The organism is Halomonas sp. E14, assembly GCF_052568415.1.
The window spans coordinates 3,452,822-3,464,725 of the sequence record NZ_CP199423.1 but is presented as its reverse complement, the minus strand read 5'-3'; the positions used below and the strand labels follow the sequence as shown (position 1 = coordinate 3,464,725).

Below are 11,904 nucleotides of genomic sequence, written 5' to 3'. Positions count from 1 at the left end.
GTCAAAGCCTAACGCCAGCGGCTGCGACGATAGGCGAGGTAGTAGGCGCTCAGCACGCTGGAGCGCACCAGGGCGAAGGCCAGGAACGACAGCCATAGGCCGTGGTTGCCGAGACCCTGGGTCAGCCACCAGAGCGGCAGGAAGACCGCGAGGCCCGCGAAGATGCTGTTGCGCATCTCGCGGATCGCCGTGGCACCAATGAAGACCCCGTCGAACAGGTAGCTCCACACCGCGATCAGCGGCATCAGTACCATCCATGGCAGGAACTCGGCCGCGGCCGTGCGCACCTCTGCCAACCCCGTCAGTAGCGCGATCAGGTAGCCGCCGCCCAGGGCGAAGGCCAGGGCCGCGGCGCCTGCGGTCAGCAGCGAGAACTCGGCGGCGGTGCGCACCGCCAGGGCGAACTCGTCCCAGCGCCGGCGACCCACGGCGCGCCCGGCGATCGCCTCGGCGGCGTGGGCAAAGCCGTCCAGGGCATAGGAGGTCAGCATGATGAACTGCAACAGCACCGCGTTGGCCGCCAGCACCGTGTCGCCCTGGGCAGCCCCGCGCGATGTGAAGAAGGCCATGGCGAAGAGCAGCCCCAAGGTGCGCACGAACAGGTTGGCGTTGACCCGGAACAGCTCGGCATAGGCGGTGAGCCTGAGCAGTTTCTCGCGCAGGAAGCGTCCTTCCAGGCGCCGGAGCCGGCGGCTCACCAGCCAGCCGCCGAACGCCAGGGCGGTGTAGTCGGCGATCACCGTGGCCCAGGCCACGCCGTCGCTGGTCATGCCCAGCCCCACCACGAACAGCAGGTCCAGCACGATGTTGACGCTGTTGGTCAGCACCAGGATGGCCAGCGTTACCCGCGAATTCTGCTGGCCCAGGAACCAGCCGAGGATGGCGTAGTTGGCCAGCACCGCCGGCGCCGAGAGGATGCGGATCTGGGCATACTCCGCGGCCAGGGCCGAGGCGGCCTCGCTGCCGCCGAGCAGCCACAGGCCCAGCGAAATCAGCGGCTGCGAGAACAGGATCAGCAGCGTGCCGATGGCCGCGGCCAGCAGCAGCGACTGCCCCAGCAGGTGGCGCACCTCGCTGTCGTTCTCGCGACCCACGGCCTGGGACGTCAGCCCGGTGGTGCCCATGCGCAGGAAGCCGAAGCCCCAGTAGAGAAAGCTGAACAGCGTCGCGCCCAGGGTGACCGCCGCCAGGTAGCGCGAATCCGGCAGGTGGCCGACCACGGCGGTATCCACCAGCCCGAGCAGCGGTACGGTGATGTTGGAAAGGATGATCGGCCAGGCCAGCGCCCCGAGGCGTCGCCGGGCGGTCGCAGGTGTCTCGGTGGGCTGGGTCGCCACGTCTTGCCCCGGTGGTGAACGAGCCGAGCAGCATGGCGGGCGTGCCGATGCAATGCAACCGTGATAAGCCGCGACTGGATACCGGCTCGCCGCCGTGGGATGTTAGCCCCGTCGGTGCACGATCGAGCCAATAACCCTATTCATCAAGATAGCCAGAAAAAAAGTGGGAGACAGGCATGAAGCGCATGGGAAGAGTGGCGGTGGCAGTGGGCGTGGCGGCGACACTGCTGCTGGGAGGAGGGCAGGCGCTGGCGCAGGAGTCGCGCCTGGAGGCCAGGCCGAGCGGTGCGGCGATGATCGCCGATGCCCTGATCGCCCGACCGCTGCTGCTGGTGGCCACCGTTGGCGGCACGGCCCTGTTTGCGGTTACGCTGCCATTTTCCGCGATGGGCGGCAATGTCGATGCGGTTGCCGATACACTGGTCAAGACGCCCGCCGAGGCAACGTTCCGCCGCTGCCTGGGCTGTACCGCAACCAACCCGCCCCGCGCTCGCTGAGTCGAGCGGATACGCCCGAAACGCCCAGCCCCGCAGGCGCGGGGCTGGAGACGTGGCATGGCGCTACGGTGTCAGGCCGCGGTAATCAGCCGATACTTGGCCATCAATTCGTCTTGGGTTTCCTGGCGCGCCGGGTCGAGCGGGATGCAGTCCACCGGACACACCTGCTGGCACTGGGGTTCGTCGTAGTGGCCGACGCACTCCGTGCACAGGTTGGGGTCGATCACGTAGATCTCTTCCCCGGCGGAGATGGCGCCGTTGGGGCATTCCGGTTCGCAGACGTCGCAGTTGATGCACTCGTCGGTGATCATCAAGGCCATAGGGCTACCTCGCGATTGGGCGGCCGCACGGTGGCGGGGCCCAGGGGCAATGCGGCTCGGCTAATCGCCGAGTAATTCGGTCAGGTATTGTAATGGCTGCGCAGCGTTTCGGCGACCCTGGGATGCACCAGGCGCGACACGTCGCCGCCGAGCTTGGCGATCTCGCGCACGATGGTGGAAGAGATGTAGGAGTTCTCCACCGCCGGGGTGAGGAACACGCTTTCGAGCTCGGGGGCCTGGGCGCGGTACATGTTGGCCAGCTGCAGCTCGTACTCGAAGTCGGACACGGCGCGCAGGCCGCGCAGGATGATATGGGCGTTCTGCTCGGTCATCATGTCGGTGAGCAGGCCCGAGAAACCGATCACCTCGACGTTGTCGAGGCCCGCCGAGACCTCCCGGGCCAGGGCGATGCGGGTATCGAGGTCCAGCGCCGGGCCCTTGCCGGGGCTGGCGGAGATCGCTACCACCACTTTGTCGAACAGCTGCGAGGCGCGCTCGATCAGGTCGAAATGGCCGTGGGTGATGGGATCGAAGGTGCCGGGATAGACCGCAATTTTCATGGCGCTGGGCTCTGCTGATGCGTCGAGGGGCTCAGGGTAACGCCGACAGGGCAGGGCGACAATGCCGACCTGCCCGTGTCGTCAGTCGTCCAGGCGGCCGAAGGGGTTGTCCACCTTGAGCGAGACTGGCCTGGCGTAGCCGGGGATGTGAATGGCGGTGTCGCTGACCTCGAGCTCGGGACCTTCCAGCACCCCTTCGCCAAAGCGGTAGCGCGCCTGGTAGTGGCCGCGGTCGGCGGCGTCCAGGTAGGCCTGGCTGGCCTGGCGCGTGGCTTCGCGGCGCTCGCGCCAGGCAGCCACGGCGGCCTCGCCATGGCGCTGGGCCAGCAGCCGCTCGGTTACCGCCGGCGATAGCACCACGCCGGTGGCGTTGTTGCCGCCGAAGCCCTTGGCGTTGATGAAGGCGGCGTCGGCCGCGAACGGCTGCGACTCACGAGAGAAGCGCAGCCGCTCGGCGTGGACGTCGTCGGCCACGGCATCGAGGGTAGGAATGCCCGGCAGCAGGCCGTGGGCGAAGCTGCCCAGCGCGCTGACCAGCTGATCCCCCGCCGCGCTGCCCTGGGAGTGGCCGACGAAGGCCTTCACCGCTACCACCGGCCACTGGTCGATGCCGTGGGCACGGGCCACCAGGTCGAAAACATGGGACTCGGTGACGCGGTTCTTCGGCGTGCTGGTGCCGTGGGCATGCAGGAAGGTGCGCTCCTTCAGAGCCTGCTCGCCCAGCATGTCGTGCACCAGCGCCGCCGCCTTGCCCAGGGTGATGTAGTTGCCGATGCCGGGCGCGGAGATGGAGCGCTTCCAGCCGTCGGCGTTGACGAAGACCCCCGGCACGCTGCCGAGGATTTCGGCTCCCACTTCCAGCGCCAGGGCGTCGTCGAGCAGCAGGATGAACTGGCTGGCCTCGGCGATGGTGAAGCCGCAGTTGCGGGCGAAGGGGCGGCAGGCGCGCTGGTAGTCGGCGTCGGTGAGCAGCTCCAGGGCGTCCAGCGCCTTGAGGCTGTCGTCGTCGGCCAGCGCGCCCATGGCGCGAAAGCCCTCGATGATCTCCGGCGTCACGGGGGCGTCGGAGGTGCCGACCATCACGGCGCGCCGCTGGCCGCTGCGGATGTCCTCGATGCCCAGGCGCAGGTTGTAAAGAAAGCTGGCGCAGGCGCCGAGGGCGGCGCCGGTGCCGCCGACGCTGCCGAGCACATAGGCGTTGAGGAAATCGGCGGGCATCTGCCCGTAGCCCAGCGGCATCTGCTTGGAGGTGGCGCGGTTGCCCGAGACGAAGCTCTTGAGCAGGCCACCCCAGCCCTCGTCGTCGAGCTGGCCGATGGAGTTGCCGGCGTACACCGCTACTTCGTCGGGGTCGAGGCGGTCACGCAGTGCCTCCCACGCAAGCCCGCTGCTGCCCAAGCAGTCGCTGGCGGCGAAGATGGCCATCGACAGCCCGCGGGGGTGGTGCACGCTGCGGTAGTGGGAGCTCGGGTCGAAGCCGCTGGGAAGCTGGCCGGCCGCCCTCACCTGGGCCTGGCGTACCTCCGGCAGCATCACTTCCAGCTCGCCGGGAGGCACCGAAACCTCCAGCGTGTGGCGGTCGATCTCACGGATCTGCCAGGTGGGCGGCACCTGGTCGGGCAGCTGGCGGCGGCGAATGTGAAACACCAGGCTGTGGGGCAGGTCGAGCTGGGCGCGGCGGTTGGCCGGCAGGCCGGCATCGTTGAAGCGGGGGTCTTCGATGCGGCGGATCAGGGTGTGGTCGAGAATTCGCCCGCGACACTCGGCAACGAGCTGCTCGGCGGCAACCGGCTCCTGAGCGGTGTTGTACCAGCTTCCGTCCCGGTGGTGGCCAAGGCCCATCAGCGCGGCCAGGCTGAGCAACAGGGCCTGCTGTTCCACTTGGGGCAGGGAGTTGATCACGGTGCGTCGAAACGCCTGATGGCCTGATGTGCGGCCGGCGGCATTGATGCCGCCCATGCCGACGATCACCGGTAAGTGTGACAAGCCGCTTTCCTCGTTGTGCTGTTTGTGCGAGTCGGTGTTATAGGGATATGTGCCGCGATCATAGCACCCGTCTCTGGACCCCGTCATGGCCGCCTTGCCGAGAAAAAACGCTGTTTTTCATGAAACGAACGTTTGAAATATCGTGCTGCCAGGGCTATGCTAGGCGGGCTGTTTGAGTCATACGAGTGGGTATGTGGGCGCGCTTCTTCGGGAGTGCGCCATTTTTTTTCACACTCGCAAGGCCAGGCATGGCTGGTAGAATGGCGGCGTTTTCCGCCACGCCGTGACGCCCATGCACGCCACTTCGCGCTCCATCACGAGCAATCAGGACGGCCCGCACCAGGACCTGGCGCGGCGCGTCGAGCGTGCCCTGGCGGCGCCCCTTCGCAAGCCTGTCGCCGAGCATACCCGGCACGCCTTCGCCCGGGCGCAGGCCTGGCGCGAGCGACACATGACCGGGCCCGCTGCCCCGCCGCTGATCCTCGATGCTGGCTGCGGGGTGGGGCTCTCTACGCGTGCGCTGGCCGAACGCTTTGCCGACCACCTGGTCATCGGGGTGGATCGCAGCGAAAGCCGGCTGTCGCGCAACCATGGCGCGCTGCCCGGCAACGCGCTGCTGGTCAGGGCCGACCTGGTCGACTTCTGGCGGCTGGCGCTGAGCGCTGGCTGGCAGCCGGCCCGCCACTACCTGCTCTACCCGAACCCCTATCCCAAGTCGGCCCACCTCAAGCAGCGCTGGCACGGCCACCCGGTGTTCCCGGTGATCCTGGCGCTGGGAGGGCGGCTCGAGCTGCGCTCCAACTGGCGGCTCTACGTGGAGGAGTTCGCCCTGGCGGTGGCCCAGGTGGTCGGCACGCTGCCCAGCGTCGAGCGCCATTCGCCGGGCGACGCCTTCCTGACGCCCTTCGAACGCAAGTACGCGCTCAGCGGTCAGGAACTGTGGCGGCTGAGGATCGCGCTGCCGCCCGCGCCGGAGGCGCTGGCCCGCTTCAAGGAGATTTGATGGCCTGCGTCGGCCCATTGGGGCGAGGTGGCCAGAGTGGGGTGATTCAACTCTTTTCATGGCCTGGCGCCCACTGAGAGGCGCTGGCCGTAACACCTAGCGAGGTGCCTTCATGCTGCGTTGCGTTGTCCTGCTGTGCGGACTTGCGCTCACTTTTCCGGCCTGGGGCTCGGGGTTCGCCGAACTCGGGCGCCTGGCCGAGCGCGGGTACCAGATCGGGGCCGAAGCCCGGCTGCTGGGCGACGGAGCCGCCCCAGGCGAGCTGCTGGGCGCCATCGAACCGGCGCGCCAGCTCTCGCCGGCCTCGGTGACCAAGGCCTACCTGGCGGCGGCCGCGCTCGACCGCTGGGGCCCCCAGCACCGCTTCACCACGCACCTGGTGAGCGAGGCGCAGGTGGATGCGCAGGGCGTGCTGCAGGGCGATCTGGTGCTGGACGGCGGCGGCGACCCGGGGCTGGTCACCGAGGATTTGTGGCGCCTGGCCCAGCGCCTGCACCAGGCCGGGGTGCGCCGGGTGGAGGGGCAGCTGGTGGTGAGCCAGTGGCGCTTCGGCCCGGTGGCGTGCATCACCACCGACCGCTGCCAGGCCCAGACCCGGGTGGGCAATTCCTACAGCGCCCTGCTCTCGTCCGCCGGCGTCAACCATGGCAACTGGTGCGTCAACGTCGCCCCTGGGGCCGCGGCCGGCGAGCCCGCCCGGGTCACCAGCTGTGACAGCCAGGCGCTGGTGCTGGGCGTGGACAACGGGATCGAGACGCGCGCGGCCGACGGCGGCACCGAATTCAGCGCCGAGCGGGTGACGCGCGAGGAGGGCGACGTGATGCTGCTGCGCGGCCACATCGCGCTCGGCGCCTCGCCCCGCGACGTCTACCGGGCCAGCGGCGACCCCGCGCGACAGACGGCGCGCACCCTGATGGCCATGCTCGAGCAGAGTGGCATCGGCGTGGGGCAGGGCTATGTCACCAGCATCGAGCCGCCGCCGGCTTCCGCCCGCGTGCTGGCGCAGGTGCAGGGCAGGCCGCTGCAGGAGCTGCTGCTGCACGTCATGAACTACTCGAACAATTTCATGGCCGACGTGCTGGCGCTCAACCTGGTCGACAGGCCGCGGGCCAGCCTGCTGGAAGGCGGCGAGGCGCTGCAGGACTACGTGGCCGGCGTGCCCGACCACGGCCCCTTGATCATGCTCAGCGGCAGCGGGTTGACCACCGAGAACCGCACCTCGGCCCAGGGGGCCAACGTGCTACTCGAAAGCATGTTCCACCGCACCGCGCTGTTTCCCAGCTTCGTCGCCAGCTTCCAGTCGCCGGGCAACGGGGTGTCGCGCTTCATCCGGCGCGGCTCGCCGGTGTTCCAGGAGCACGTGATGCTCAAGACCGGTACGCTCAACCAGCCGATTGCCGTGCGCGCCGCAAGCGGCTACTTTCGAACACGGTCGGGGCGCTGGGGCGTATTCACCGTGCTGGTCAACGGCACCTCCAGCACGCCCTGGCTCAACTGGGCCCAGGTGCTCGACCCCCTGGCACTGGACCTCGAGCGCATGATCGAGGCTCACTGAGGCGCGTCTCGTCACGCCACTACCGCAAGGCATCAGGATGAAGGAAGGACTTACCGGGTGGCGCCATCTGGTGGCCGCTACCGGCTACTCCCTTAAGGGGCTGCGCTATGCCTTTCGCCACGAAACGGCGTTCCGCCAGGAGCTGGCGCTGTGCGTGCCGCTGCTGCCCCTGGCCTGGTGGATCGGCGCCGGGCCGGTGGAGTGGATCCTGCTGCTCGGCAGCTGCCTGCTGGTGCTGATCGTGGAGCTGGTCAACAGCGCCATCGAAAGCGTGGTGGACCGGATCGGCACCGAGCACCACGAGCTTTCGGGGCGAGCCAAGGACATCGGTTCGGCGGCGGTGATGCTGGCACTGGTGGCGGCCGGGCTGACCTGGGGCCTGCTGCTGTGGCAGAAGCTGTTCGGCTGAGGGCCGACGCCGAGGGGTGCCGTCGCACCGCGGGCTTCGCTATGCTGGAGCCTTTCGAGCCATGTAAAGAGGTGTGCGGCGATGCCCCTGCCCGATGACTTCCTGCCTGCCGAGGATCTGCCCGCCGCGCTCGTTGCGGTGCGCGACAAGGCGTGGCAGCGGCTCAGTGCCAGCCTGGCCCAGGCCGACAACCTGGCCGAGATGACCGGCCGAGAGCCTCCCTCGCTCGACTGGGAGGGGCTTGGTGAGGCGCGTCGCCGCCAGCTGGCCAGGGTGGTGGTGGTCTCCGACTTCGCCCTCGACACCCTGGTTCGCTACCCCGACTGGTTTTTGCACCTGGATGCCGGCGGCGAGCTCGACGCCGCGCCCGAGCCCGACACCCTCGCCGCCTGGCTGGAGGAGCGGCTGGAGGCCGCCGAGGGCGAGGCCGCGCTGCATGCCGCGCTGCGGCGCTTTCGCCGCGCGCGCATGCTGGGCATCGTGTGGCGCGACCTGACCCGCCCTGCCGGCATCGACATGTGGGCCACCGCCGCCGCCGTGTCGCGGCTCGCCGAGGTGTGCCTGGAGGGCGCGCTGGGCTGGCTCGAGCGCCATCATGCGCCGCGCTGGGGGCGGCCGGCGCCGTGCGGTGACGGCAGCGAGCAGCGCCTGGTGGTGCTGGGGATGGGCAAGCTCGGCGCCGGCGAGCTCAATCTCTCGTCCGATATCGACCTGATCTTCGCCTTTCCCGAAAAGGGCGAGACCGTGGGCGGGCGCACCGCGCTCGCGCACCAGGAGTATTTCACCAAGCTGGGCCAGAAGCTGATCGCCGCGCTGGATGCCATGACCGCCGACGGCTTCGTGTTCCGCGTCGACATGCGCCTGCGTCCGCTGGGCGATGGCGGCCCGCTGGTCGGCAGCTTCAGCTCGCTGGCCGCCTACTACCAGGACCAGGGTCGCGAGTGGGAGCGCTACGCCCTGCTCAAGGCGCGGCCGGTGGCCGGCGATTGCCAGGCCGGGCGGGAGCTGCTGGCCCAGCTGCGCCCCTTCGTCTATCGCCGCTATCTCGATTTCGGCGCCATCGAGTCGCTGCGCGAGCTCAAGGCCCTGATCAACCGGGAAGTGAAGCGTCGTGGCATGCAGGCCAACATCAAGCTCGGCTCCGGCGGCATTCGCGAGGTGGAGTTCGTGGTGCAGGCGTTCCAGCTGATCCGCGGCGGGCGCGATACCGAACTGCAGGTCACGTCGCTGCGCACCGCGCTGTCGCGGCTGCCCGAGCTGGGGCTGCTGCCCCAGGCGGTGGTCGAGGAGCTGGAGCCCGACTATGTCTTCCTGCGCGACCTCGAGCATGTGCTGCAGGCGCGCGAGGATCGCCAGACCCAGAGCCTGCCCGACGATGCGCTGGACCGCGAGCGGGTGGCGCTGGCGCTCGACCAGGACGGCTGGCCGGCGCTGATGGCACGCCTGGACGAGGCGCGCGAGCGCGTCAGGCGCCATTTCGATGCGGTGATCGCCGACCCCGAGGACGGGGCCGCGGAGAGCGACGAGGGCGCCGCGCCTGGCGGGCGAACGCTGGACGACTGGCGCACCCTGTGGAGCGGCGAGCTCGACGCCGACGAGGCCCAGGCCATGCTGGCCGAGGCGGGCTTCAGCGAGGCCGAGACGGCGCTGCGCCGCCTCTCGGGGCTGCGCCAGTCGCGCCAGGTGCAGAGCATGCAGCAGATCGGCCACGACCGCCTGAGCGCTCTGATGCCGCTGCTGCTCGACGCCGTGGCCCAGAGCGATGCGCCCGACACGGCGCTCGAGCGGGTGCTGCCGCTGATCGAGGCCGTGCTGCGGCGCACCGCCTACCTGGCGCTGCTGCGCGAGAATCCCGAGGCGCTGAGCCACCTGATGGGGCTGTGCGGCGCCAGCCCCTGGATCGCCGAGCAGCTGGCGCGCTACCCGCTGCTGCTCGACGAGCTGCTGACCCCGGCAACGCTCTACACGCCGGCCGACAAGGTGCGCCTGGCCGACGAGCTGCGCCAGGCCCTGGCGCGCCTGCCCGAGGATGACGAGGAGGCGCAGCTGGAGGCGCTGCGGGTGTTCAAGCACGCCCATGTGCTGCGCGTGGCCGCCTCGGACATCGCCGGCACCCGCCACCTGATGAAGGTCAGCGACTACCTCACCTATATCGCGGAAGTACTGCTCGATGCCGTGCTGGCCATGGCCTGGCGCCACCTGGTGCGCAAGCACGGCTACCCGCTGCGCCACGACGGCTCGCGCGCCGGGGCCGAGCCGGAGTTCCTCATCGTCGGCTACGGCAAGCTCGGCGGGATCGAGCTGGGCTACGGTTCGGACCTGGACCTGGTGTTCATCCACGACGCCGACACCCAGGGCAGCACCGACGGGGCAAGGCCCATCGAAACGGCGCTGTTCTTCACCCGCCTGGGCCAGCGCATCATCCACCTGCTCACCGCGGTGACCCCGGCCGGCACGCTTTACGAGGTCGACATGCGCCTGCGTCCTTCCGGCAACGCCGGGCTGCTGGTCAGCTCGCTGGCCGCCTTCGGCGACTATCAGCGCCGCGAGGCCTGGACCTGGGAGCACCAGGCGCTGGTCCGGGCTCGCGCCGTGGCGGGCCACGCCGGCCTGGCCGAAGGCTTCGATGCCATTCGCCGGGAGATCCTGGGCCGCCGGCGCGACCCCGAGGCGCTGCGCGAGGAAGTGGTGAAGATGCGCCACAAGATGCGCGAGCATCTGGGCGGCAAGGCGCAAGCGGGCGAGTTCGATATCAAGCACGATCCCGGCGGCATGGTCGACATCGAGTTCCTGTGCCAATTCGCGGTGCTCTCGCTGGGCCACGAGACGCCGGAGCTGCTGCACTGGAGCGACAACATGCGCATCCTCGAAACCCTGGAGGCGACGCAGCGCCTGCCGGCCGAGGCGTGCCGGCGCCTGCGCGAGGCCTACCTGGCCCTGCGCAGCGCGGCCCACCGTGCCTCGCTGACCCGCGACACCACCCGCGGGCGCGATGCCGACTTCGCTGCTCACCGCCAGGCGGTGCGCGATGCCTGGCAGCAGCTGCTGGAGCCCAGCGCCTGAGCCTTTCCACGCCACCCAGAGAGATGCCATGAACAAGGTCCTGATCCTGCACGGCCCCAACCTCAACCTGCTGGGCACCCGCCAGCCGGAGATCTACGGCCACCAGACCCTCGACGACGTCAACCACGCGTTGTACGAGAAGGCGGCCATCAACGGCTGGGACATCAAGGCGCTGCAGAGCAACCACGAAGGGCAGCTGATCGACTGGATACAGGAGGCGCGGCTCGACGGCACGGCGGCGATCATCATCAACCCCGCCGCCTACACCCACACCTCGGTGGCCATCCTCGATGCGCTCAACGCCTTCGAGGGCAAGGTGATCGAGGTGCACCTTTCCAACGTGCACAAGCGCGAGGCGTTTCGCCACCACTCCTATGTCTCGCTGCGCGCCGACGGCGTGATCGCGGGGCTCGGCAGCCAGGGTTACCTGGCGGCGCTGGAGGCCGTGATCCGCGCCACCGAGGCCTGAGCGCCGGTGCTTCCTCGCGGGGTCTCCTTGATCGTGGCTCCCCCGGGCTTCTGCCGGGCGCCTGGCCGGTGCGGTTCGCTGCGCCGGCCAGGCGCAGGCGCTTGCTTTAGTCCTGGCGCTCGGGCGCGCTGAGGCGCTCGATCAGGGCAAGGTGGGTGTGCAGCGTTTCGTGGGTCACCATCAGGTGATTGTTGAACTCATTCATGCGCGCGGCTTCCGCCGGCAGATTGCGCTCCAGGTAGGCGATCGCGGCCTGGTGTAGCCGGGCCTGGTAGGTCAGGTAAGCGTCGTCGAAAGCCTCGTCCTCCTGCTGTCGCAGCGCCTCATGGGCCTCCTGGTCGAAGGCCTCGGCCGGCCCCGCTTCGCCCGACCTCGGGTCTTCCTCGGCTTCTTCAAGCCATTCGGCAAGGATGCCATGGTTGCGTCGCAGGGTGTTGGCCAGCGCCCCGATCTCGTCTCGCTCCGCCCGCTCCTCGGCCAGTTCGGCAAGCTCCGCCTGGTGCTGATGCAGCGCATACAGGGCAGCGGCCACCTCGCGGCGATCGACCTCCGCCAGCGCTTGCAGGGGGAGGGCCAGCAGAAGGGCGCAGGCACAAAATGCTGCCGTTCGTGCCATTGCTGAAAAATTACGTTTCATTCCCGCTCTCCTGGGACAAAAACGATTCCGGTGGGTGACGTACCTCATTCAGGTTGCGTAACCCGCTG

General features: G+C 69.2%; 11 protein-coding genes. 6 read left to right on the top strand and 5 right to left on the bottom strand.

The features are described from left to right. Positions 1-8 precede the first annotated feature (8 nt). Positions 9-1,337: an MATE family efflux transporter gene (locus ACT7B3_RS16265; protein WP_444679192.1), complete on the bottom strand. Its 1,329-nt coding sequence runs from the start codon at positions 1,335-1,337 to the stop codon at positions 9-11. Between the two features lie 176 nt (positions 1,338-1,513). Here ACT7B3_RS16265 and ACT7B3_RS16260 point away from each other — a divergent pair, with 176 nt between their 5' ends. Next, positions 1,514-1,834: a hypothetical protein gene (locus ACT7B3_RS16260; protein WP_444679193.1), complete on the top strand. Its 321-nt coding sequence runs from the start codon at positions 1,514-1,516 to the stop codon at positions 1,832-1,834. A gap of 71 nt (positions 1,835-1,905) precedes the next feature. Here the strand turns inward: ACT7B3_RS16260 and ACT7B3_RS16255 are convergent, their stop codons facing one another. The 3 genes from ACT7B3_RS16255 to ACT7B3_RS16245 all read right to left on the bottom strand — a co-directional run bounded on the left by ACT7B3_RS16255 (position 1,906) and on the right by ACT7B3_RS16245 (position 4,673). Next, positions 1,906-2,154, bottom strand: a complete 249-nt coding sequence (locus tag ACT7B3_RS16255) for a YfhL family 4Fe-4S dicluster ferredoxin (RefSeq protein WP_444679194.1) — start codon at positions 2,152-2,154, stop codon at positions 1,906-1,908. A gap of 80 nt (positions 2,155-2,234) precedes the next feature. Continuing rightward, a complete protein-coding gene (coaD, locus tag ACT7B3_RS16250) occupies positions 2,235-2,714 on the bottom strand; it encodes a pantetheine-phosphate adenylyltransferase (protein WP_444679195.1) in 480 nt (159 codons plus the stop codon). A gap of 81 nt (positions 2,715-2,795) precedes the next feature. After that, complete coding sequence (locus tag ACT7B3_RS16245; protein ID WP_445158891.1) at positions 2,796-4,673, bottom strand: beta-ketoacyl synthase; 1,878 nt, start codon at positions 4,671-4,673, stop codon at positions 2,796-2,798. 319 nt (positions 4,674-4,992) lie between these two features. Between ACT7B3_RS16245 and trmB the strand changes: the two genes are divergently transcribed. From trmB to aroQ, 5 genes are all read left to right on the top strand, one after another. Continuing rightward, positions 4,993-5,703 (top strand): tRNA (guanine(46)-N(7))-methyltransferase TrmB, encoded by a 711-nt coding sequence (gene trmB, locus ACT7B3_RS16240; RefSeq protein WP_444679196.1) that lies wholly within the window; start codon positions 4,993-4,995, stop codon positions 5,701-5,703. Positions 5,704-5,815: 112 nt separating this feature from the next. Beyond that, positions 5,816-7,258: a D-alanyl-D-alanine carboxypeptidase/D-alanyl-D-alanine endopeptidase gene (gene dacB / locus ACT7B3_RS16235; protein WP_445158663.1), complete on the top strand. Its 1,443-nt coding sequence runs from the start codon at positions 5,816-5,818 to the stop codon at positions 7,256-7,258. A gap of 37 nt (positions 7,259-7,295) precedes the next feature. Beyond that, positions 7,296-7,667, top strand: a complete 372-nt coding sequence (locus tag ACT7B3_RS16230) for a diacylglycerol kinase (RefSeq protein ID WP_445158662.1) — start codon at positions 7,296-7,298, stop codon at positions 7,665-7,667. An 81-nt stretch (positions 7,668-7,748) separates the two neighbouring features. Beyond that, complete coding sequence (gene glnE / locus ACT7B3_RS16225) at positions 7,749-10,730, top strand: bifunctional [glutamate--ammonia ligase]-adenylyl-L-tyrosine phosphorylase/[glutamate--ammonia-ligase] adenylyltransferase (RefSeq protein ID WP_445158661.1); 2,982 nt, start codon at positions 7,749-7,751, stop codon at positions 10,728-10,730. 28 nt (positions 10,731-10,758) lie between these two features. Then, the gene (gene aroQ / locus ACT7B3_RS16220) at positions 10,759-11,199 is read left to right on the top strand and encodes a type II 3-dehydroquinate dehydratase (RefSeq protein WP_444679197.1); all 441 of its coding nucleotides are present in this window, start codon (positions 10,759-10,761) and stop codon (positions 11,197-11,199) included. A gap of 106 nt (positions 11,200-11,305) precedes the next feature. Here aroQ and ACT7B3_RS16215 read toward each other — a convergent pair whose 3' ends face one another. Then, positions 11,306-11,836, bottom strand: a complete 531-nt coding sequence (locus ACT7B3_RS16215) for a DUF4142 domain-containing protein (protein WP_444679198.1) — start codon at positions 11,834-11,836, stop codon at positions 11,306-11,308. Positions 11,837-11,904 lie beyond the last annotated feature (68 nt).

Bases quoted from the DNA above. Each gene is read 5' to 3' on its own strand.
- ACT7B3_RS16215 (WP_444679198.1), bottom strand. From the start codon at position 11,836: ATGAAACGTAATTTTTCAGCAATGGCACGAACGGCAGCATTTTGTGCC.
- trmB (WP_444679196.1), top strand. From the start codon at position 4,993: ATGCACGCCACTTCGCGCTCCATCACGAGCAATCAGGACGGCCCGCAC.
- coaD (WP_444679195.1), bottom strand. From the start codon at position 2,714: ATGAAAATTGCGGTCTATCCCGGCACCTTCGATCCCATCACCCACGGC.
- ACT7B3_RS16260 (WP_444679193.1), top strand. From the start codon at position 1,514: ATGAAGCGCATGGGAAGAGTGGCGGTGGCAGTGGGCGTGGCGGCGACA.
- glnE (WP_445158661.1), top strand. From the start codon at position 7,749: ATGCCCCTGCCCGATGACTTCCTGCCTGCCGAGGATCTGCCCGCCGCG.
- ACT7B3_RS16255 (WP_444679194.1), bottom strand. From the start codon at position 2,154: ATGGCCTTGATGATCACCGACGAGTGCATCAACTGCGACGTCTGCGAA.
- aroQ (WP_444679197.1), top strand. From the start codon at position 10,759: ATGAACAAGGTCCTGATCCTGCACGGCCCCAACCTCAACCTGCTGGGC.
- dacB (WP_445158663.1), top strand. From the start codon at position 5,816: ATGCTGCGTTGCGTTGTCCTGCTGTGCGGACTTGCGCTCACTTTTCCG.
- ACT7B3_RS16245 (WP_445158891.1), bottom strand. From the start codon at position 4,673: ATGGGCGGCATCAATGCCGCCGGCCGCACATCAGGCCATCAGGCGTTT.
- ACT7B3_RS16230 (WP_445158662.1), top strand. From the start codon at position 7,296: ATGAAGGAAGGACTTACCGGGTGGCGCCATCTGGTGGCCGCTACCGGC.